Source organism: Streptomyces sp. NRRL F-5727 (assembly GCF_000719555.1).
Taxonomy (GTDB): domain Bacteria; phylum Actinomycetota; class Actinomycetes; order Streptomycetales; family Streptomycetaceae; genus Streptomyces.
This window is the reverse complement of record NZ_JOGX01000069.1, coordinates 1-21,196: the sequence shown is the minus strand read 5'-3', so window position 1 is coordinate 21,196 and position 21,196 is coordinate 1. Positions and strand designations below refer to the sequence as shown.

Here is a 21,196-nt window from a genome sequence, read left to right as displayed (position 1 = left end):
GTTCGGGCACCGGCCCCCCTCCCCCGACGGCACCTCCCCCGCGGCGTGGCCCGAACTCGTCCCCGGTCGTGCGCCCCGAGCACTGGACGCCGGACGCGAAGCGCAGTTCCCTGACTACGGGGGGCTTTCGTCCGGCACGGAATGGGGCCTGATCCATGACACCTACGCTCGTCCCGCACCACCCCGCGCGCGACTGGGCCGAGATCCAGGAACGGATGCTCGTCCCGCTCTACGAGGCGGTCCACGAACGCCTCGGCGTGGGCCCGGGCACCCGCCTGCTGGGCCTGGACAGCGGCACCGGCCTCGCGCTGCTGATGGCCGCCGCCCGGGGCGCCTCGGCCGCCGGGGCGGAGGCGGACCACGCGCGCGTGGAGCTGGCCAGAACGCGCCTCCCCGACACCGTGACGGTCACCTCCGACGTACCGGAGGACGGCCCCTACGACGTGATCACCGCCTTCCACGCGGCCGACCGCACCTCCTTCGGCCCGGCCGACCTCACCCGGGCGGCCCAACGGGGCACGGCGGTCGTGCTGGCCGGCTGGGGGCCGCCGGAGCGGTGCGCGACGGAGCCGCTGCTGCGGCTCGCCGACCGGCTCGCGGACCGGCGCCCCTCCCCCCGCACCGACCTGGCCGCGCTCGCCGCGCGGGCCGGTCTGCGGCCGGTCGGCGACGGCCGGGTCGCCTGCCCCTTCGGGTACGCCGACGAGACCAGCGCGGTGCGCGGGCTGCTGTCGACCGGCGTCTTCGACGCGGCGGTGCGGGCCGGCGACCCCGCCCAGGTGGAGAAGGAGATCGAGGAGGCGCTGGCCCCGTACCGGCGGGCGGACGGCACGGTGTGGATGCCGAACGTCTTCCGGTACGTGGTCGCGCGCGTGCCGTAGGCGGGACGCCTCAGCCCGGCGTCTCCGGCCGGGGACCGACGCCGGGCTCGGGGGCGTTCGGGTCGGGACGCTCGATGCCGGCCGCGCGGTAGGCCGCCTCCTCCTCCAGGGTCTCGGCGGCGAGCAGGGCGGCGCTCAGGGCGTCCAGCCGGTCGCGGTGCTCGCGCAGGAGCCGTACGGCGTCCTCGTAGCACTCGTCGACGATCCGGCGCATCTCGGCGTCGACGGTGTCGAGGGTCGAGGGGGCGGCGGAGAGCCCGTACGCCTGCTGGGCGTCGCCCGGGATCGCGGTCAGCCGGCCGACGGTCGCGCTCATCCCCCAGCGGCCGACCATGCCCCGGGCGATGTTGGTGACCTGCTCCAGGTCGCTCTCCGCGCCGGTGGTGATCACGCCGAAGACGACCTGCTCGGCCGCCATGCCGCCGAGGGCGCCGATGATCCGACCGCGCAGGTACTCCTCGGTGTAGGCGTACCTGTCCGCGTCGGGGGTGGAGAGGGTGACGCCGAGCGCGCGGCCGCGCGGCACGATGGTGATCTTGCGGACGGGGTCGGCGCCGGGCTGCAGCATGCCGAGCAGGGCGTGCCCGCTCTCGTGGTACGCGGTGCGGCGGCGCTCCTCCTCGGGCATCACGAGCGGGCGTTCGGCGCCGAGCTGGACCTTCTCCAGGGCGTCGGAGAGGTCCGACTGGGTGACCGCCCGCTGCTCGCGCTTGACGGCGAGGAGGGCCGCCTCGTTGGCGAGGTTGGCGAGTTCGGCGCCGGTCATGCCGGGGGTGGTGCGGGCGACCTGCTCCAGGTCGACGTCCTTGGCCAGCGGGATCTGACGGGTGTGGATCCTGAGGATGGCCTCGCGGCCGCCGCGGTCGGGCGGGTTGACGTGGACGATCCGGTCGAAGCGGCCGGGACGGGTGAGGGCGGGGTCGAGGACGTCGGCCCGGTTGGTGGCGGCGAGCACGATGACGCCCTCGGAGCCGGTGAAGCCGTCCATCTCGGTGAGGATCTGGTTGAGCGTCTGCTCCCGCTCGTCGTGGCCGCCCATGCCGGAGCCGCCGCCACGGGCCCGGCCGATGGTGTCGATCTCGTCGATGAAGATGATCGCGGGGGCGACCTTGCGGGCCTCGGCGAAGAGTTCGCGGACCCGGGAGGCGCCGACGCCGACGATCATCTCGATGAACTCGGAGGCGGAGGCGGAGAAGAACGGCACCCCGGCCTCGCCCGCGACGGCCCGCGCGAGGAGCGTCTTGCCGGTGCCGGGCGGGCCGGCCAGCAGGACGCCGCGCGGCATCTTGGCGCCCATGTCCCGGTACGCCTGCGGATTCCTGAGGAAGTCGACGACGTCGTTGAGCTCGCCCTCCACCTCGTCGATGCCGGCCACGTCGGCGAAGGTGGTGCGCTTGCCGCCCTCCAGCTCGACCGGTTTCGGCGGCTGCTTGCGGCCGAGCATGCCGCCGGCGCCGCCCATGCCGGCGCTCATCCGGCGGGCGATGAAGACCCAGAGGAAGACCAGCAGCAGCATCGGGGCGAGGGAGAGCAGCAGATTGGCCAGGAACGAACGTTCCTGCACGACGGGCTCGGCGGTGACGGTGACCTTCTGCTTCGTGAGCTGCGCCCACAGGTCGTCGTCGGCGAAGGCGGGCCGCTGGGTCTGGAACTTGGTGTAGTCGCCGTCGCCGTCGGGCACCGGCTGCTTCTCCTTCAGCTGGCCCTGGATGGCGTCGCCCTTGGAGTAGATCTTGGTGACGTTCCCGGCGGTGACCTGCTTGCTGAACTCGGTGTACGAGATCGTCGGCCCGTCCCCCTCGTTGAAGAAGGACAGCACGAGGTTGGCGATCAGATAGACGGCGAGGGCGGTGAGGACGAGGCTGCCCCAGCCTCCGGGCATCTTCCTCTTCGGCGGCGGGGGCGGGGGCGCCCCTTCCGAGCGCCAGGGCTGGTCGGTCCGGTCGCGCGGGGGTACGGGGTTGGCCACGTCGCTCTCCTCGGGGCGGCAGTGGCCCCAGTATCGAAGATCACGACAAAAGAGGCATTACGGGTGGGCTGGGCGGACGAAGAAGGGCCCGGGGCGGTTTCGGTGACTCGAAACCGCCCCGGGCCCTTGCGGCCGACGGAGATCAGCCCATGAACTTCTTGAACTCGTCCGGCAGCTCGAAGTCCTGCGGAGCCTGGCCGGCGCCCGGCAGCCCGAAGGCGCCGCCCTGCTGGGCCTGCTCCCGCTTCGCCTGGGCGGCCTGCTCCTCGGCCTTCCGCTTCATCGGGTTGCCGCTCTTGCGCTTGCCCTTGGCCTGCTTGACCTGCTTCTTCTGCCGACCGGGGCCGCCGCCCATGCCCGGGATGCCGGGCATGCCGGGCAGGCCGCCGCCCTGGGCCATCCGGGACATCATCTTGCGGGCCTCGAAGAACCGCTCGACCAGGCCCTTCACGGCGCTGACCTCGACGCCGGAACCCTTGGCGATACGGGCGCGGCGGGAGCCGTTGATGATCGTCGGGTCCTGGCGCTCGGCCGGGGTCATCGACTTGATGATGGCGGCGGTACGGTCCACGTCCCGCTCGTCGATGTTGGCGATCTGCTCCTTCATCTGCCCCATGCCGGGCAGCATGCCGAGGAGCTTGCTGATGGAGCCCATCTTGCGGACCTGCTCCATCTGGGCGAGGAAGTCGTCCAGGGTGAAGTCCTGGCCCTTCTTCGACGCGAGCTTCGAGGCCATCTTGGCGGCCTCTTCCTCGTCGAAGGTCTGCTGGGCCTTCTCGATGAGCGACAGCATGTCGCCCATGCCGAGGATGCGGGACGCCATGCGGTCCGGGTGGAACGCGTCGAAGTCGTCCAGCTTCTCGCCGTTGGAGGCGAACATGATCTGCTTGCCGGTGACGTGCGCGATGGAGAGCGCGGCACCACCGCGGGCGTCGCCGTCGAGCTTGGAGAGCACGACGCCGTCGAAGCCGACGCCGTCGCGGAACGCCTCGGCGGTGTTGACCGCGTCCTGACCGATCATGGCGTCGACGACGAAGAGGATCTCGTCGGGGCTGACGGCGTCGCGGATGTCCGCGGCCTGCTGCATCAGCTCCTGGTCGATGCCGAGGCGTCCGGCGGTGTCGACGATGACGACGTCGTACAGCTTGGTGCGCGCGTGCTCGATGGAGTCCTTGGCGACCTGGACCGGGTCGCCGACGCCGTTGCCGGGCTGCGGGCCGTAGAAGGCGACGCCGGCGCGGTCGGCGACGACCGAGAGCTGGTTGACGGCGTTGGGGCGCTGGAGGTCACAGGCGACGAGCAGCGGCGAGTGGCCCTGCCCCTTCAGCCAGAGGCCGAGCTTTCCGGCGAGCGTCGTCTTACCGGCACCCTGGAGACCGGCGAGCATGATCACGGTCGGGCCGGACTTGGCGAACCGCAGGCGGCGGGTCTCGCCGCCGAGGATGCCGATGAGCTCCTCGTTGACGATCTTGACGACCTGCTGGGCGGGGTTGAGGGCCTGGGAGACCTCCGCGCCCAGCGAGCGCTCCTTGACCTGCTTGATGAAGGCGCGGACGACCGGAAGGGCCACGTCCGCTTCGAGCAGGGCGATCCGGATCTCGCGTGCGGTGGCGTCGATGTCCGCCTCGGACAGACGGCCCTTGCCGCGGAGGTTCTTGAAGGTCGCTGCAAGGCGGTCGGAGAGGGTATCGAACACGGCGGTCGCGGATCCTCGGTGTCGTGGGCGGTCGGATTGCCCTCCAGGGTATCGGGCCGTCCGGAGAGTGTGGCCCCGCCCGCCCGATCCGGCGTGCGGAGGCGGGGCCGGGGGCCTCAGCCCAGCGCCTCCTCCAGCGCTCTCGCCAGGTCGATCGCCTCCTCGTCCGGGAGGAGGGAGCCGTCCGGTCGCGTCACGTACAGGGTGTCCACCGCGTTGGCGCCGAGGGTGGAGACGTGGGCGCTGCGGACCCGGACCGCCGCTCCCTCCAGGGCGCGGCCGATGCGGTGGAGGAGGCCGGGGGCGTCCTGGGCGCGGACCTCCAGCACGGTGGCGAGGCGGGAGTCGGCGGGGGCGACGGTGACGCGGGGCGGCGGGGCCTGGACGCCCCGGCGGCGCGGGTAGGCGGCCTCGCGCTCGGCGAGCCGGGCCGGGATGTCGAGGGAGCCGTCCAGGGCGCGCAGCAGGTCGGCGCGGAGCCGGTGGCCCTGGGGCAGCGAGCCGTACTCGGCGGCGACGCGCCAGTCGAGGACGAGGACGGAGCCGGGCGCGGAGCCCAGCTCCGTCGGGAGTTCCACGGCGCGCAGGTCGGCGGCGCGGACGGTGAGCCGGTGCAGGGCGAGGACGCCGGCCACGGCGGGCAGGACGCCCGGCTGGTCCGGCAGGGCGATGAGGAGTTCGACGCCGACGGGTTCGGGTTCGTCGGGGTCGAGGGGCTGTTCGTCGCGGGTGTGGAGGGCGAGGACGGGTTCGCCGGTGCGCAGCGCCTCGACGGCGAGCCGTTCCTGTTCGGCGCTGGGCGCGGCCGCCTCGGGGTCGGTCGGCGGCTCGCCCGCGAGGACGCCGGTGACGCGTTTGACGAGGTCGGCGACGAGCGAGGCGCGCCAGGCGGACCAGGCGGCGGGTCCGGTGGCGAGGGCGTCGGCCTCGGTGAGGGCGTGGAGGAGTTCGAGCGTGCCGACGGTGCCGACGGCGGCGGCGACGGCCTGGACGGTGGCGGGGTCGTCGAGGTCGCGGCGGGTGGCCGTGTCGACGAGGAGGAGGTGGTGGCGGACGACGGTGGCGATGGTGGCGGTGTCGGTGCGGTCGAAGCCGACGCGGGCGGCGAGGTCGCGGGCGATGGTCTCGCCGGCCACGGAGTGGTCGCCGGGCCATCCCTTGCCGATGTCGTGGAGGAGGGCGGCGACGAGGAGGAGGTCGGGGCGGCCGACGCGGCGGGTGAGGGAGGCGGCGCGGACGGCGGTCTCGACGAGGTGGCGGTCGACGGTCCAGGTGTGGACGGGGTTGCGCTGGGGGCGGTGCCGGACGCGTTCCCAGTCGGGCAGCAGCCGGGTGACGAGCCCTTCGGCCTCCAGGGCCTCCCAGACGGGGACGGCGGGGGCGCCGGCGCCGAGCAGGGTGACGAGGTTCTCGCGGGCCTCGGCGGGCCACGGCACGGGCAGCGGCTTGGCGGTGGCGGCGAGCCGGCGGACCGCGTGCGGGGAGAGCGGCAGGCCGTGCTGGGCGGCCGCGGCGGCGGCGCGCAGCGGGAGCGCGGGGTCGCGTTCGGGGCGGGCGGAGAGGGCGAGGACGGCCTCGCCGTCCATCTCGACGACGCCCTCGGCGAGCGGGGTGCGCTCGGCGGGCGGCTTCTGGCCGGACCGGCCGCCGAGGAGGGAGCGGAGCCGGGGGCGGGCGGAGCGGGCCTTGAGGACGCGGCCGACCTCGCGCCAGGTGACGTCGGAGGCGTACGTGACGATGCCGGCGGCCTCGTACACGCCGCGGAGCAGGGTGTCGGCGTCGAGGAGGCCGAGCTCCTCGGCGACGGCGTCCTGTTCCTGGAGGGCGAGCCGGTCGGTGGCGCGGCCGGTGGCGAGGTGGAGGGCGTCGCGGGTGTCGAGGAGGCGGCGGCGGGCGGTGTCGAGGCCGTCGCGGGGGGCGTCGGCGAGCCAGGAGGCGGCGACGGCGCGCAGCGCCTGGGCGTCGCGGAGGCCGCCGCGGGCCTCCTTGAGGTCGGGTTCGAGGAGGAAGCGGAGTTCGCCGGAGCGCTCGGCGCGGTCGCGGCAGAGCTCGGCGAGTTCGGGGAGGCGGCGGACGGCCTGGTTGCGCCAGTCGGCGAGGACGGTGGAGCGCAGGGCGGCGGCGAGGGCGGTGTCCCCGGCGAGCGGCCGGGCGTCGAGGAGGCCGAGCTGGACCTTGAGGTCCTCGGCGGCGGTGGCGCGGGCCTGGGCGGGGGTGCGGACGGAGTGGTCGAGGGCGAGCCCGAGGTCCCAGACGGGGTACCAGATGCGGTCGGCGAGGGCGGCGACCGCCTCCTTGGGGGCGCTGCCGTCGTGGAGCAGGAGGAGGTCGAGGTCGCTGCGCGGGGAGAGTTCGGCGCGGCCGTAGCCGCCGACGGCGACGAGGGCGACCCCCCGGGGCGGTGCGGCGGCGGCGAAGAGTCCGGCGAGCCAGTCGTCGGTGAGGCGGGCGAGTGCGGTGCGGCGCTCGGGCCCGGTCTGCGCCTTCTCCTGGAGGAGCCGCAGCCGGGCCGCCGCGTAGCCCTCGGGTCCGTGCTCTTCGGTCGCTTCCTGCGGTTCGAGGGTGGTCACCGGCGGCTCCTTCGCTCGGGGGGCGCTCTGCGGGGGCGGCGGGGGTGGTGCCGATGGGTACGGCTCAGGGGTACGGCCTCCGGGGCCGGAGGCCGTACCCCTGGAAGCCGTACCCCTCGGGGTGCCGCTCCTAGAGCGCGTCGGGCCCGCGCTCGCCCGTGCGGACGCGGACGGCGGTCTCGACCGGCACGCTCCAGACCTTTCCGTCACCGATCTTGCCGGTGCGGGCGGCCTTGACGACGACGTCGATGAGCTGTTCGGCGTCCTCGTCCTCGACCAGGACCTCGATGCGGATCTTGGGGACGAGGTCGACGGTGTACTCGGCGCCGCGGTAGACCTCGGTGTGGCCGCGCTGGCGGCCGTAGCCGCTGGCCTCGGTGACGGTCAGGCCGTGGACCCCGAACGCCTGCAGGGCCTCCTTGATCTCGTCGAGCCGGTGCGGCTTCACGACCGCGGTGATGAGCTTCATGCGTCCACCTTCTTGTTCTCCGTGACGACCGGGGCGGGGACGGCGCTGGTGCGCCCGGAGGTGCCGCCGCCGGCTCCGCTGAAGTCGTAGGCGGTCTCGGCGTGCTCGACCTGGTCGATGCCGGAGACCTCGTCGTCCTCGCTGACCCGCATGCCCATGGTCTTGTCGATGATCAGGGCGAGGATCGCGGAGACGACCAGAGAGTAGGCGAGGACGGCGAAGACGCCGACGGCCTGCTTGCCCAGCTGCTCCAGGCCGCCGCCGTAGAAGAGGCCCTTGGCCTCGGACTGGACGCCGCCGGTGGCGAAGAAGCCGACGAGGAGGGAGCCGAGGACACCGCCGACGAGGTGGACGCCGACGACGTCGAGGGAGTCGTCGTAGCCGAACTTGTACTTGAGGCCGACGGCCATGGCGCAGACGAGACCGGCGATGGCGCCGATGGCGATGGCGCCGAGCGGGGAGCAGGAGCCGCCGGCCGGGGTGATGGCGACGAGACCGGCGACGGCGCCGGAGGCCGCGCCGAGGGTGGTGAAGGAGCCGTGGCGGAGCTTCTCGTAGGCGAGCCAGGCGAGCATGGCGGCGCCGGTGGCGACCTGGGTGTTGACGAACATCACGGCGCCGACGCCGTCGTCGTTGCCGAGCCACGAGCCGGCGTTGAAGCCGAACCAGCCGAACCAGAGGAGACCGGCGCCGAGCATGACGAGCGGGAGGCTGTGAGGACGCATCGGGTCCTTCTTGAAGCCGACGCGCTTGCCGATGACGAGGATGACGCCGAGGGCCGCGGCACCGGCGTTGATGTGGACCGCCGTGCCGCCCGCGAAGTCGATGACGCCCATCTCGAAGAGCCAGCCGCCCGCGCCCCAGACCCAGTGCGCGACGGGGAAGTAGACGACCGTGACCCACAGGGTGATGAAGAGGGCCCAGGCGGTGAACTTGACCCGGTCGGCGAGGGCGCCGCTGATCAGGGCGGGGGTGAGGATGGCGAACATGAGCTGGAAGACGGCGAAGACGTACACCGGGATGGTGTAGCCGTCCCAGAGCTCGGTGACGCCGATGCCGCTGAGGCCGAGGTAGTCGGAGGACCAGCCGACGATGCCGCCGGTGTCGGTGCCGAAGGCGACGCTGAAGCCGTAGAGCACCCACAGGACCGTGACGATCCCGAGGCTGATGAAGCTCATCATCAGCATGTTGAGGGTGGACTTGACGCGGACCATGCCTCCGTAGAAGAAGGCGAGGGCCGGGGTCATCAGCATGACCAGGGCGGAGCAGATGAGCATGAACCCGGTGTTGGCGGCGGACAGCTCGGGGGCGTCTGCTGCCAGGGTCGTGATGGCAGGTGCCATCGGCGTCTCCTCGTCGTCGGATGCGGCCTGTGCGGGGCGGGGCCGGCGGTGAGCGGCGGCCTGAGGGGTGGCCGGTTATGGGCCAGAGATTCGCGCAGCGCGGTTTCCGACGATGCCGCTCGATGTTTCGGGGCAGTGACGAAGGGCGGGGGTGTGTTACGTGACCGTGAACGCCCGGGTCACGGGGAGGTAACGGGCGTACTCTCCCGGCCCGGCGGGCGGGGGGCGGGCGGTCCGGGATGTGGACCGGCCGCGCCGGCGTCCGTGTGTCCTGTGCGGCGGGGGAGCCGAGTCGGGCAGTACGGGACGTCCGGCGCGGCCGGGGTGCGGGGGCTCGCGGGAGCGGCCGGGCCGGTCAGACGGCCTCGGCGGACTCGGGCAGCAGCAGGGTGAGCCGGTCGGTGAGGTCGACGACCTCCGCGACGTCGCCGAAGTCGCGGGCGGCGGTGTCGACGGTCTTGCGGAGCCGGTTGTTGACCCGCTCCGAGCGGATGGAGCGGGCGACCCCGAGGGCCTTCTCGGCGAGGACGACGGACTGCTCGGGCTCGCGCTTGAGCAGGTGGACGGTGGCCATGCCGATCAGGTTGAGCGCGTACGACCGCTGGTGGTCGGGGTCCTTGGCGAAGAGCTCCACGGCCCGCTCCATGACGGGCTCGGCCAGCGAGGCGTAGGTCGGGGAGCGTCCGGCGACATAGGCGAGGTCGCGGTAGGAGTGGGAGTTCTCGCCGTTGAGCTCGGCCTCGGTGAAGAAGCGGATCCAGTCGGGCTCGGGGCCGCCCTCGAGGGTGGCGTCGGCGAAGGTGTCCTCGGCCATCCGGACGGCCCGCTTGCACTTGGAGGGCTGGCCCATGTTGGCGTAGGCGCGGGCCTCCATCGCATACAGCATGGCCTGGGTCCGCGGGGTGGCGCAGTCCCGGCTGCCGTACTGGGCGAGGTGGATGAGTTCGAGGGCGTCGTCGGGGCGGCCGAGGTGGATCATCTGCCGGCTCATGGAGGAGAGGATGTACGAGCCGAGCGGCTTGTCGCCGGCCTCCTTGGCGGCGTGCAGGGCGAGCACGAAGTACTTCTGGGCGGTGGGCTGGAGGCCCACGTCGTAGCTCATCCACCCGGCGAGCTCGGCGAGTTCGGCGGCGACGGTGAAGAGGCGCTTGGCGGTGGCGGCCGGCTGGGACTCCTGGAGGAGGTCGGTGACCTCGTGGAGCTGGCCGACGACGGCCTTGCGGCGCAGTCCGCCGCCGCACTGGGCGTCCCACTTGCGGAACATGGCGGTGGTGGACTCGAGGAGGTCCAGCTCGATCTCGGAGAGCCGGTGGGGGCGGCGGCCGTCGGGGGCGGGTTCGCCGGGGACGGGCTCGCCGGCCGGGGTGGGCACCAGCCAGCGCTGCATGGGCTCGATGAGGGCGGGTCCCGCGGCGAGCTGGAGCGAGGAGCCGAGGAAGCCGCGCCGGGCGAGCATGAGGTCGCTGCGGGAGAAGTCGCTGAGCAGGGAGACGGTCTGGGGTCCCGCCCAGGGGAGGTCGACGCCGGAGACGGAGGGCGTCTGGTGGGCGGTGCGGAGTCCGAGGTCCTCGATGGCGACGACGGAGCCGAAGCGCTCGGAGAACAGCTCGGAGAGGATTCTCGGGATCGGTTCGCGGGGCTGCTCGCCGTCGAGCCAGCGGCGGACCCGGGAGGTGTCGGTGGAGATGTGGTGGGCGCCCATCTGGCGGGCCCTGCGGTTGACCTGCCGGGCGAGCTCACCCTTGGACCAGCCGCTGCGCACGAACCACGAGCCGAGCCGCTCGTTGGGGCGCTTGCCGGCATTCGTACCGTCTGTGCCGCTGCCGCCCACTGGAACGCCCCCATCCACCTGATTGCCTGTCGTGCGAACCCCTATCAGAATGCCGCGTCCGGCGGCGCTCCGCTCGCGGTTCCGACTCCTTCGAACGGGAAACCCGGTTGCCTCCGGCATACCCACCCGCGTACGCCCCTCCGGGGTTCGGGTACCGAAAGTAATCCTACGATCACCCGCGCCGTGAGGGCGTTTCAAGAAACGCCACCATTCGCCACCCCTTCGAATGAACTCGCCGGGGGGACTTCACGATTCACTTGACATGCGACGACCCGGGGTAAGCGGACGGAAGCGCGAAGAGGCGCGCGCCACCGTGCGCACCACCCCCTGCACGACCGAGCGCCACCCTGCGCGACGAAGGCCGGGGGCGGCGTGACCGTACGTGTTGACGGTGTTCCGGGTCGTAACCACCTGCGCGTCCGACCCGTTGGAGGGGGCATGGGCTTCACGATCGGCGGCATTCGTGAGATGCGGTCCGGCTCACGGCGCCGTGCACGCACCACCGAGTGCACAGCGGTGGCCGAGTACACCGGACTCTGGGGCTGGGACGTCCAGCCCGGCGCGCGGGCCGTCTCCGGCCAGTGCTCCTGCGGCGACCCGGCCTGTACGGCCCCGGGCGCGCATCCGCTCTCCTTCGCGCCGCCGGTCCCGGCCGGCGCGGGGCTCGACGACGCGACCAAGGCGTGGTCCGAGTACCCGGGGGCGGCCCTGCTGCTGCCGGTGGGCCGGGCCTTCGACGTGATCGAGGTGGCCGAGGCGGCGGGTCGGCGGGCGCTGGTCCGGATGGAGCGGATGGGTCTGCCGCTGGGGCCGGTCTGCGCGACGCCGACCGGCCGGGCGCAGTTCTTCGTCGCGCCGGGCGCGGCGGCGGAGCTGCCGCGGCTGCTCTACCGGATGGGCTGGGACGACGCGGATCTGGACCTGCACTGTCTGGGGCCGGGCGCGCACATCACGGCTCCCCCGTCGAACCTGGGCGGTCTCGGCCCGGTGCGCTGGCTGCGGCCGCCGACGCTGGACACGGCGGGGGCGCCGCCGCAGGCCCGGCTGCTGCTCGGCACGCTCGCGTACATGTGCCATCGCACGCACGCGTAGGCGTACGGAGAAGGGCCCCGCTCCTCGTGGAGCGGGGCCCTTCCTCGTACGCCGGGGTCGTCAGTCGCCGATGAGGGCGTCGACGAAGGCGGCGGGCTCGAAGGGGGCCAGGTCGTCCGCGCCCTCGCCGAGGCCGACGAGCTTGACGGGGACGCCGAGCTCGCGCTGGACGGCGACGACGATGCCGCCCTTGGCGGTGCCGTCGAGCTTGGTGAGGACGATGCCGGTGATGTCCACGACCTCGGCGAAGACGCGGGCCTGGATGAGGCCGTTCTGGCCGGTGGTGGCGTCGAGGACGAGCAGGATCTCGTCGAGCGGGCCGTGCTTCTCGACGACGCGCTTGACCTTGCCGAGCTCGTCCATGAGGCCGGTCTTGGTGTGCAGGCGGCCGGCGGTGTCGACGAGGACGACGTCGGCCTTCTCGGCGATGCCCTCCTTGACCGCGTCGTAGGCGATCGAGGCGGGGTCGCCGCCCTCAGGGCCGCGGACGGTGCGGGCGCCGACCCGGTCGCCCCAGGTCTGGAGCTGGTCGGCGGCGGCGGCGCGGAAGGTGTCGGCGGCGCCGAGCACGACGGACTTGCCGTCGGCGACGAGGACCCGGGCGAGCTTGCCGGTGGTGGTGGTCTTGCCGGTGCCGTTGACGCCGACGACCATGACGACGCCGGGGACGTCCTGGGGGCTCTCGGTGTGGACGGTGCGGTCGTAGTCGCCGAGGAGGGTGATGAGCTCCTCGCGGAGCAGGCCGCGCAGCTCCTCGGGGGTGCGGGTGCCGAGCACCTTGACCCGCTCGCGCAGCCGCTCGACCAGTTCCTGGGTGGGGGCGACGCCGACGTCGGCGGTGAGGAGGGTCTCCTCGATCTCCTCCCAGGTGTCCTCGTCGAGGTGCTCGCGGGAGAGCAGCGTGAGCAGGCCCTTGCCCAGCGAGTTCTGGGAGCGGGCGAGCCTGGCCCGGAGGCGGACGAGGCGTCCGGCGGTGGGCTCGGGGACCTCGATCTCGGGCGCCGGGGGCGCCTCGGCGACGACCGGGTCCTCGACGGCGGCGGGGGTCTCGACCGCCTCCTCGGCGGTCGGGAGGCCGACCTCCTCGACGGTGCGGCGTGGTTCTTCCCGCGGTGTCTCCGCCTCGTCGCCGACGTGCGGCTCGGCGGGCGGAGCGGTGATGGTCGGCGTGGTGGACGGCGGCTCGGCCGGCGGCAGCTGCTTCTTCTTGCGACCGCTGATCACGAGCCCGCTGGTCACGGCGACCGCGACGACCAGAGCGATGACTACAGCAAGGATGAGTTCCATAACCCGTCCAGTATCGGACACGAGCCGCCCGGTGACGCAGTACGCACGCAGCGTGGGTCGTGGTTCCGGGGCCGCCGGGGTCGTTCTCATCTGACGATACGTCAGCTATGGTCGCCCCTCGCCGGCAGCCCACCCGCGGAGGGGACCCTCATGGCCTTCAGCGTCGTACGGTTCAACCTGGTCGACCCGCGCGCCACCCCCGCGTCCCTGGCGGAGCGGTACCGCGCCGCGCTGGAGATGGCCGCCTACGCCGACGGGCACGGGGTCGACACGGTCCAGACCGAGGAGCACCACGGGGTGGAGAACAACTGGCTCCCCTCCCCCTTCGTCTTCGCGGGCGCGGTCTTCGGCGCCACGCGCCGGATCGCGGTCACGGTCTCCGCGGTCATCGGCCCGCTGCACGACCCGCTACGGCTCGCCGAGGAGATCGCGGTGCTCGACCTGCTGAGCCGGGGCCGGCTGGTGACGGTGGCCGGAATCGGCTACCGGCCGGAGGAGTACGAGGAGCGGGGGGTGGACTGGGGGCGGCGCGGGCGGCTCCAGGACGAGCTCCTGGAGACCCTGCTGGCCGCGTGGACGGGCGAGCCCTTCGCGTACCGGGGGCGTACGGTACGGGTCACCCCGCGGCCCTTCACCGACCCGCACCCGCTGCTGCTCGTCGGGGGCTCCTCGAAGGCGGCGGCGCGGCGCGCGGCCCGGCTGGGGCTGCCGTTCTTCCCGTCCGCGCACCTGCCGGAGCTGGAGGCGTACTACCGGGAGCGCTGCGCGGAGTACGGCACCGAGGGGTGGACGATGATGCCGGGCCCGGTGACGCCGCTGCTGCACGTGTCGGAGGATCCGGACCGGACCTGGGCGGAGTACGGGGAGCACTTCCTGCACGAGGCGCGGACCTACGCCTCCTGGCAGTCGAAGGACATCCGCTCAGCGGTGCGGTCGGCGGCGAGGAGCGTGGCGGAGCTGCGGGCGGAGGGGGTCTACCGGGTGGTGACGCCCGGGGAGTGCGCGGAGCTGGGGCTCGAGAGCCTGGTGCTGCATCCGCTGTGCGGGGGGATGCCGGTGGCGGAGGGGTGGCGGAGTCTGCGGCTGTTCTGCGACGAGGTGCTGCCCCGGCTCGGGGCGTGAGCCTCGGGCCGGGGCAGCCGTCGTGAGGAGAGGGGCAGCGGGGATTAGCCCATCTCCTCCAACGCCTTGCCCTTGGTCTCCTTGACGTACCGGAGCACGAAGGGGATGGAGAGCACGGCGAAGACCGTGTAGATGACGTAGGTGCCGGAGAGGTTCCAGTCCGCGAGGGACGGGAAGCTGGCGGTGATGGCCCAGTTGGCGATCCACTGGGCGGAGGCGGCGACGCCGAGGGCGGCGGCGCGGATCCGGTTGGGGAACATCTCGCCGAGGAAGACCCAGACCACCACGCCCCAGGAGAGGGCGAAGAAGAGCACGAAGACGTGGGCGGCGACGAGGGCGACGACGCCCTGGGTCTCGGGGAGCTTGCCGTCGACGAGGTCGGCGGAGAAGGCCCACGCCTCGAAGGCGAGGGCGATCGCCATGCCGGCGGAGCCGACGAGGGCGAGCGGCCGGCGGCCGACCCGGTCGACCAGGACCATCGCGATCACGGTCCCGACGATGTTGATGATCGACGTGGTGAAGGAGTAGAAGAACGAGCTCGACGGGTCGATGCCGACGGACTGCCAGAGCGTCGCTGAGTAGTAGAAGGCGACGTTGATGCCGACGAGCTGCTGGAAGACGGAGAGTCCGATGCCGACCCAGACGATGGGCAGGAGGCGGAAGCGGCTGCCGGCGGCGAGCAGGTCCCTGAAGGTGGACTTGTGCTCGCTGCGCATGGCCCGGTCGATCTCGGCGACGCGGTGGTCGAGGTCGACGCCGTGGCCCTCGACCTCGGCGAGGACCTCCTTGGCCCGGTCGATCCTCCCGACGGAGATGAGGAAGCGGGGGGACTCGGGGATCGCGAGGGAGAGCATGCCGTAGAGGACGGCGGGGACGACCATCACGCCGAGCATCCACTGCCACGCCTCCAGGCCGCCGATCTCGCCGCGCTGGTCGCCGTCGGCGAGTTGGAGGATGCCGTAGTTGACGAGCTGGGAGACGGCGATGCCGATGACGATGGCGGCCTGCTGGAAGGAGCCGAGGCGGCCGCGGTAGGCGGCGGGGGCGACCTCGGCGATGTAGGCGGGGCCGATGACGGAGGCCATGCCGATGGCGAAGCCGCCGACGATCCGCCAGAGGGCCAGGTCCCACAGGGCGAAGGGCAGGGCGGAGCCCACGGCGCTGACGGCGAAGAGGACGGCGGAGATCTGCATGCAGCGGATGCGGCCGATGCGGTCGGCGATCCGGCCGGCGGTCGCGGCGCCGATGGCGCAGCCGATCAGGGCGATGGCGATGACCTGGGCGAGGGTGCCGGAGCCGATGTCGTACCGGTCGCGGATGGCCTCGACGGCGCCGTTGATGACGGAGCTGTCGTAGCCGAAGAGGAAGCCGCCCATCGCCGCGGAGGCGGTGATGAAGATGACATGGCCGAGGTGGTCCGGATGCGCCGCCCTTCCTTCGGAAGGCGGCGGCGTGGGGGCCTGCGCGGTGTCGGTCACATGGACTCCTCGGTGCGGGAACAGCCCTTGCAAGTGGCTTCCAGTGGCGCATACCTTCGCGCCGCCCACCACATGAAGGTAAAAGCAACGTTGCAGAGACTATGCGTTCAAGTTTTGAAGTCAATAGGTGATGTCATATGACTTTTACCAAGCATGAGGGCAAGTGATCTTCATTGCTTGAAGAAGTGAAGCCGGGGAGGGGTCAGCGGAGCCGCTGGCTGATCACCTTGGAGACGCCGTCGCCCTGCATGGAGACCCCGTACAGCGCGTCCGCGACCTCCATCGTGCGCTTCTGGTGGGTGATCACGATGAGCTGCGAGGACTCCTGGAGCTCGCGCATGATCCGGATCAGGCGCTGGAGGTTGGTGTCGTCGAGCGCCGCCTCGACCTCGTCCATGACGTAGAAGGGGCTCGGCCGGGCCTTGAAGATCGACACCAGCAGGGCCACGGCGGTCAGGGAGCGCTCGCCGCCGGAGAGCAGCGAGAGCCGCTTGACCTTCTTGCCCGGCGGGCGGGCCTCCACCTCGACGCCGGTGGTGAGCATGTTGTCGGGGTCGGTGAGCACCAGCCGGCCCTCGCCGCCCGGGAAGAGGCGGGAGAAGACGCCCTCGAACTCGCGGGCGGTGTCCCGGTACGCCTCCGTGAAGACCTGCTCGACCCGCTGGTCGACCTCCTTCACGACCTGAAGCAGGTCGGCGCGGGTCTTCTTCAGGTCCTCCAGCTGCTCGGAGAGGAAGCGGTGCCGCTCCTCCAGGGCCGCGAACTCCTCCAGGGCCAGCGGGTTGACCTTGCCGAGCTGCTGGTAGGCGCGCTCGGCCGCCTTCAGCCGCTTCTCCTGCTCCGAACGGATGAACGGGCGGGGCTGGTTGCGCGGGTCGTCCCCGGCGGAGCCGCTGTCGGACGCCGTGTCGGGGAGGCTCTCGCCGTCGGCGGGGGGCGAGGGCGGGACGGGCTGGTCGGGTCCGTACTCGGCGGTGAGGGCGCCCGGCTCGACGCCGAACTCCTCCAGCGCCTTCGCCTCCAGCTGCTCGATCCGCAGCCGTTTCTCGGCGCCCAGGACCTCGCCGCGGTGGACGGAGTCGGTGAGCTTGTCGAGCTCGGTCTTGAGCTCGCGGCCGCGGGCGCGGGCGGCGGCGAGGCCCTGCTCCCGGTCGGCGCGGGCGGCGGTGGCGGCGGCGCGCTCGTGTTCGGCCCGGTCCAGGGAGACCTCGATGTGGGCGAGGAGGGTACGGGCTCCGGCGGCGACCGCACCCGCGACGCGGGCCTCGTGGCGGAGCCGGGCGCGGCGCTGCTCGGCACGCGCGCGTGCGTCCCGTTCGGCGCGGGCGGCCCGGTCGAGGGAGTCGGCCCGGCCGGCCAGGCCCTTGACCCGCTCCTCGTGGGTGCGGACCTGGAGGCGGGCCTCCATCTCGGTCTGGCGGGCGTTGGACCCGTCGATGGCGAGGCGGTCGCGGACGGAGGTGTCGGGTTCCTCCTCGGCCGGTGTCTCCTCGGCGGCGAGCAGCCGTTCGGCCAGCTCCTCGGCCTCGGCGCCGGCGCGTTCCAGGGCCTCCTGGGCGCGGGCGACGGCGGCGGCGGTCCGCTCGGCCTCGCCGGCCGCTCCCCTGGCCTGGCCGGCGAGCCGTCCGAGGGCCTGGGCGACGGACGCCTTCTCCTTCTCGGCGGTACGCCGGAGGGCGTCGAGCTCCTCGACGCGGGCGGCGCGGGCCCGGCGGAGCTCGGTGGCCTCCTCCTTGGCGCGGGCCGCCTCCTCGCAGCGGACGGCGAGTTCGGCGAGTTCGGCGGCGGCCTCGTCGACCTGGGCCTGTACTTCGAGGAGGCTGGGCGCGCCGGCCGAGCCGCCCTGGGCCCAGTGGGCGCCGAGGAGGTCGCCGTCGGCGGTGACGGCGGTGAGCCCGGGGTGGGCGCGGACGAGGTCGCGGGCCTCGTCGAGGCCGTCGACGACGGCGATCCCGTCGAGCAGCCGGTGGACGGAGCCCAGCAGGCCGGCGGGGCCGGAGACGAGTGCCGTGGCGGGCACGGCGCCCGGGGGCAGCGGGGTCGGGGTGTGTTCGGCCGAGGTCAGGAGCAGGGTGGCGCGGCCGGCGTCCTGTTTGCGGAGGAGGCGGAGGGCCTCGGCGGCGGCGGTGGGGCCGTCGGCGGCGAGGGCGTCGGCGGCGGCGCCGAGCGCGGCGGCGACGGGGACCTCGTATCCGGGGGTGACGGTGAGGAGTTCGGCGGCGGGGCCGAGGATCCCGGTGAGGCCGGCGGCGAGGAGGGCGCCGGTGCCGTCCTTGCGGCGCAGTCCGAGCGCGAGGGTGTCGTGCCGGGCGCGGGTGGCGGCCCGGCGGCGCTCGGCGTCGGCGGCGCTCTCGCGGGCGGCGCCGAGCGCGGCCTCCGCGTCGGCGAGGGCGCGGCGGGCCTCCTCGTACCGTTCGCCGTGCGCGGTGTCGGCGGCGTCGAGGTCGTCGACCTCGGCCTTGAGCTGCTCGTACTCCTCCTGGGCGGCGACGGCCCGGTCGGCGGCCTCGTCGCGGGCGGCGGTGAGCCGGTCGATCTCGGCCTGGGCGGAGGCGGCGCGGGAGCGGGCGGCGTTGGCCTGGCCGTGCAGCCGGGCGAGGCCCTCGCGGCGGTCGGCGAGGGCGCGGGCGGCGTCCTTGAGGCGTCGTTCCTCGGCGGCGAGGGCCCGTTCCAGTTCGGCCCGGTGCTCGACGGTGTCCTCCAAGGCCCGTTCGGCGGCCTCCAGGGCGGCCGAGAGTTCGGCCTCCTGTTCGCGAACGCGGGCGGCCTCGCGCTCCAGGTCCTCGGGGTCGCGGCCGCGGCGCTCCTCGGCGGGGGCGTCGGTGGCGCTCTTCACGCGCGCGTCGGCGAGGGAGATCGTGCCGCGGACGCGTTCGGCGAGCTGGGAGAGGGCGTACCAGCTCTGCTGGGCGCGTTCGAGGCGCGGGGCGAGGGCGCGTACCTCGGCCTCCAGCGCGGACTCGTGGGCGAGGGCGGTGCGCAGCTCCTCCTCGGTGGTCTCCTTGCGGGCCAGCAGGGCTGCCTCGTCGGCGAGTTCGGTGTGCAGGGCGCGCTGGAGGCGGACGAGGTCGTCGGCGAGGAGGCGGAGGCGGGCGTCGCGCAGGTCGGCCTGGATGACGACGGCGCGGCGGGCGACGGCGGCCTGCCGGCCGAGCGGTTTGAGCTGCCGGCGCAGTTCGTCGTTGAGGTCCTGGACGCGGGCGAGGTTGGCCTGCATCGCGTCGAGCTTCCGCAGCGCCTTCTCCTTGCGCTTGCGGTGCTTGAGGACGCCGGCGGCCTCCTCGATGAAGGCGCGGCGGCCCATGGGGTCGGCGTGCAGCACCGAGTCGAGCTGCCCCTGCCCGACGATGACGTGCATCTCGCGGCCGATGCCGGAGTCGGAGAGGAGGTCCTGGATGTCGAGCAGCCGGCAGGTGTCGCCGTTGATCTGGTACTCGCTGCTGCCGCCCCGGAACATGATCCGGGTGATGGTGACCTCGGCGTAGTCGATCGGCAGGGCGCCGTCGGAGTTGTCGATGGTGAGCGAGACCTCGGCACGGCCGAGCGGGGGCCGCCCGGTGGTGCCGGCGAAGATGACGTCCTCCATCTTGCCGCCGCGCAGCGATTTGGCGCCCTGTTCGCCCATGACCCAGGAGAGCGCGTCCACGACGTTGGACTTGCCGGAGCCGTTGGGCCCGACGACACAGGTGATTCCGGGTTCGAACCTCAGCGTGGTGGCGGAGGCGAACGACTTGAATCCGCGGAGCGTCAGGGCCTTGAGGTGCACCCCCGGGACTCTACCCGGGGTGTCGCGTTTCGCCCGTGATCGCGCAGGGCAGACCCTCGGGTGAGCAGGGGTGGGACGCGAGGGGAAGAGACGGTGACGAGGGGGAAGAAAAGAAGGGACGCCGAAGCGCCCCTTGCCTATTCAGCTGTTCCCACCTGAAGCCCTCGGGGCCGGGTGTCAGGTGAGCGCAGGCTCTGCCTGGGGTACGTCGAGGTCGATGCGGTCGAGCAGCGTCTCGCCCTGGTGCTGAGCGGCGGCAGCGCTGAGCGCGTCGTTCTCGGTCTGGATCCGTACGAGCTCGGATTCCAGGTCCTGGACGCGCTGCTGGAGCCGTCGCATCTCGGCGAGGAGTCGCGGGTCGGAGCCGCCGACGTAACCGAGAAGCGCCTTTGCCATGATGAGTGGTCCTCCACACTGAGTGACCGACCGATTGCGGTTGGGTCGTGAGGGATGGATTCGCACCCGCGGTGCTCGGCAGTACCTGAGTCGTGCCGGTGTTCTACTGCCACACAGCTAAGGTGCGCGGGGCTTCCAGAGTCTCACCAAAAAGTTTGACGGTCAACACGATCACGCGCCGGACGGCCCGGCAGACGGGGAGTTCGCGGCCGCGTCGCAGGCGGCGGCACCTCTCGACCCGTTGCCCGGGGGCGTGGCGATCATCCTTACCCGGGAAGCCTTGCACGAGTGTCGAAACTTGGCAACCACCAGGCGCTTCCCCTGTTCACCGGCGTTCATCCGCGCGAAACCGGCCCTCCGCCCGGCGCCCGTGAGGAGCGTCCGGAGGGAGGGCCGGCGGAGGGTCCCGGAGGTGCGGGTCAGCGGATGGCGAAGCCGTCGTAGCCGCCGCGGGGGGTGCCCCATATCTCGGTGACGCCGTCCACGCGGCCGGGCGTGTCATCGGACCGCAGCCAGTCGAGGAGGCGGTGGCAATTGTCACTCGGCCCCTCGGCCACCACCTGCACCCGGCCGTCGTCGAGGTTCAGGGCGAAGCCCTTGAGCTCACCGATCTCCAGGGCGTTTGCCCTGGTGAACCAGCGGAAGCCCACTCCCTGTACTCGCCCGCGCACCCAGGCGGTCATCCGTACGTCGTCGCTCATGGCTGCACGCTAGCGGGCGGATTGCCCGAACAGCACGTCGCGGCGGCTTCCCATGGCGTACAGTCCGACGGAATGCGCCTCACCCACACGGGTGCACACCTTTCGGCCATCCGTACGCAGCGTCACGCTCCGTGCCGATCCATGCCGAAAGCAAAGGCCGCAAAGATCCAGCAAAGAGCCAGCTCAGGGAGGCAGGGCAGATGGGACGCCACCGTCGCTCCGGCGCCGCGCCCGCCGAGGCAGACTACGCGACCGGCACCGACCGCGGTCAGGGGGGTACGCGCCGCAGGCGGCGCCACCCCGTGCGCAACGGACTGATCGGCGCCTCGGCTGCGGTCGCCGTCGGCGCCGCCGCGGTCGCCACCGGTCTCCTCCCCGGCGGGGAGACCCTCACCGCGGGCAGCGTGGGCAGCAGCCGGCCGACCACCGCGGAGACCCGGCAGACCCCGGAGCTGACCACCCAGGGCGGGGCGACCCGCACCCCGGCGGACACGCCGGCGCGTCCGGGCACGAGCGCCCCGGCGCCGAAGAAGACCACGGCCTCCCCGAAGCCCGAGCCCACGCCCACCCCCACCCGGACCGCGACCCCCTCCCC

Annotated in this window: 14 protein-coding genes and 1 pseudogene; 4 read left to right on the top strand and 11 right to left on the bottom strand. The window is 73.0% G+C overall.

The features are described from left to right. Positions 1-155 precede the first annotated feature (155 nt). On the top strand, positions 156-881 hold the full coding sequence (locus IF73_RS0131720) for a hypothetical protein (protein WP_031013957.1): 726 nt from the start codon (positions 156-158) through the stop codon (positions 879-881). A gap of 10 nt (positions 882-891) precedes the next feature. On the opposite strand, the gene ftsH is transcribed toward IF73_RS0131720, so the two are convergent. From ftsH to IF73_RS0131690, 6 genes are all read right to left on the bottom strand, one after another. Continuing rightward, the gene (ftsH, locus tag IF73_RS0131715; protein ID WP_037881152.1) at positions 892-2,850 is read right to left on the bottom strand and encodes an ATP-dependent zinc metalloprotease FtsH; all 1,959 of its coding nucleotides are present in this window, start codon (positions 2,848-2,850) and stop codon (positions 892-894) included. A gap of 142 nt (positions 2,851-2,992) precedes the next feature. Continuing rightward, complete coding sequence (ffh, locus tag IF73_RS0131710; protein ID WP_031013955.1) at positions 2,993-4,546, bottom strand: signal recognition particle protein; 1,554 nt, start codon at positions 4,544-4,546, stop codon at positions 2,993-2,995. A gap of 116 nt (positions 4,547-4,662) precedes the next feature. Beyond that, entirely contained in the window at positions 4,663-7,116 is a 2,454-nt protein-coding gene (locus IF73_RS0131705) for a [protein-PII] uridylyltransferase (RefSeq protein WP_031013954.1), read from the bottom strand. A gap of 130 nt (positions 7,117-7,246) precedes the next feature. Then, positions 7,247-7,585 (bottom strand): P-II family nitrogen regulator, encoded by a 339-nt coding sequence (locus IF73_RS0131700; RefSeq protein WP_015036464.1) that lies wholly within the window; start codon positions 7,583-7,585, stop codon positions 7,247-7,249. Continuing rightward, positions 7,582-8,928 carry an ammonium transporter gene (locus IF73_RS0131695; RefSeq protein WP_031013953.1) on the bottom strand — a complete coding sequence of 449 codons (1,347 nt, stop codon included), beginning with the start codon at positions 8,926-8,928 and terminating at the stop codon, positions 7,582-7,584. Before IF73_RS0131695 ends, IF73_RS0131700 begins: the two co-directional genes overlap by 4 nt. A gap of 355 nt (positions 8,929-9,283) precedes the next feature. Beyond that, on the bottom strand, positions 9,284-10,759 hold the full coding sequence (locus tag IF73_RS0131690; RefSeq protein ID WP_031013952.1) for a hypothetical protein: 1,476 nt from the start codon (positions 10,757-10,759) through the stop codon (positions 9,284-9,286). 438 nt (positions 10,760-11,197) lie between these two features. Between IF73_RS0131690 and IF73_RS0131685 the strand changes: the two genes are divergently transcribed. After that, positions 11,198-11,851: a bifunctional DNA primase/polymerase gene (locus IF73_RS0131685; protein ID WP_031013951.1), complete on the top strand. Its 654-nt coding sequence runs from the start codon at positions 11,198-11,200 to the stop codon at positions 11,849-11,851. 60 nt (positions 11,852-11,911) lie between these two features. On the opposite strand, the gene ftsY is transcribed toward IF73_RS0131685, so the two are convergent. Then, positions 11,912-13,138 (bottom strand): signal recognition particle-docking protein FtsY, encoded by a 1,227-nt coding sequence (ftsY, locus tag IF73_RS0131680; RefSeq protein WP_031013950.1) that lies wholly within the window; start codon positions 13,136-13,138, stop codon positions 11,912-11,914. 150 nt (positions 13,139-13,288) lie between these two features. Here ftsY and IF73_RS0131675 point away from each other — a divergent pair, with 150 nt between their 5' ends. Continuing rightward, positions 13,289-14,260: an LLM class flavin-dependent oxidoreductase gene (locus tag IF73_RS0131675; protein WP_031013949.1), complete on the top strand. Its 972-nt coding sequence runs from the start codon at positions 13,289-13,291 to the stop codon at positions 14,258-14,260. A 44-nt stretch (positions 14,261-14,304) separates the two neighbouring features. On the opposite strand, the gene IF73_RS0131670 is transcribed toward IF73_RS0131675, so the two are convergent. The 4 genes from IF73_RS0131670 to IF73_RS0131655 form a co-directional block, all read right to left on the bottom strand. Then, entirely contained in the window at positions 14,305-15,738 is a 1,434-nt protein-coding gene (locus tag IF73_RS0131670) for a sugar porter family MFS transporter (RefSeq protein WP_031013948.1), read from the bottom strand. A gap of 202 nt (positions 15,739-15,940) precedes the next feature. Then, the gene (gene smc, locus IF73_RS0131665; RefSeq protein ID WP_031013947.1) at positions 15,941-19,504 is read right to left on the bottom strand and encodes a chromosome segregation protein SMC; all 3,564 of its coding nucleotides are present in this window, start codon (positions 19,502-19,504) and stop codon (positions 15,941-15,943) included. 177 nt (positions 19,505-19,681) lie between these two features. Next, positions 19,682-19,900, bottom strand: a complete 219-nt coding sequence (locus tag IF73_RS0131660; RefSeq protein WP_031013946.1) for a hypothetical protein — start codon at positions 19,898-19,900, stop codon at positions 19,682-19,684. Positions 19,901-20,319: 419 nt separating this feature from the next. Beyond that, positions 20,320-20,601: an acylphosphatase gene (locus IF73_RS0131655; protein WP_031013945.1), complete on the bottom strand. Its 282-nt coding sequence runs from the start codon at positions 20,599-20,601 to the stop codon at positions 20,320-20,322. A gap of 200 nt (positions 20,602-20,801) precedes the next feature. Between IF73_RS0131655 and IF73_RS0131650 the strand changes: the two are divergent. Then, positions 20,802-21,196: pseudogene (locus IF73_RS0131650) on the top strand (CAP domain-containing protein); the annotation flags it as partial.

Excerpts from the sequence above, each read along its gene's own strand:
- IF73_RS0131720 (WP_031013957.1), top strand. The coding sequence starts at position 156 with ATGACACCTACGCTCGTCCCGCACCACCCCGCGCGCGACTGGGCCGAG.
- IF73_RS0131700 (WP_015036464.1), bottom strand. The coding sequence starts at position 7,585 with ATGAAGCTCATCACCGCGGTCGTGAAGCCGCACCGGCTCGACGAGATC.
- IF73_RS0131695 (WP_031013953.1), bottom strand. The coding sequence starts at position 8,928 with ATGGCACCTGCCATCACGACCCTGGCAGCAGACGCCCCCGAGCTGTCC.
- IF73_RS0131685 (WP_031013951.1), top strand. The coding sequence starts at position 11,198 with ATGGGCTTCACGATCGGCGGCATTCGTGAGATGCGGTCCGGCTCACGG.
- ftsY (WP_031013950.1), bottom strand. The coding sequence starts at position 13,138 with ATGGAACTCATCCTTGCTGTAGTCATCGCTCTGGTCGTCGCGGTCGCC.
- IF73_RS0131675 (WP_031013949.1), top strand. The coding sequence starts at position 13,289 with ATGGCCTTCAGCGTCGTACGGTTCAACCTGGTCGACCCGCGCGCCACC.
- IF73_RS0131660 (WP_031013946.1), bottom strand. The coding sequence starts at position 19,900 with ATGGCAAAGGCGCTTCTCGGTTACGTCGGCGGCTCCGACCCGCGACTC.
- IF73_RS0131655 (WP_031013945.1), bottom strand. The coding sequence starts at position 20,601 with ATGAGCGACGACGTACGGATGACCGCCTGGGTGCGCGGGCGAGTACAG.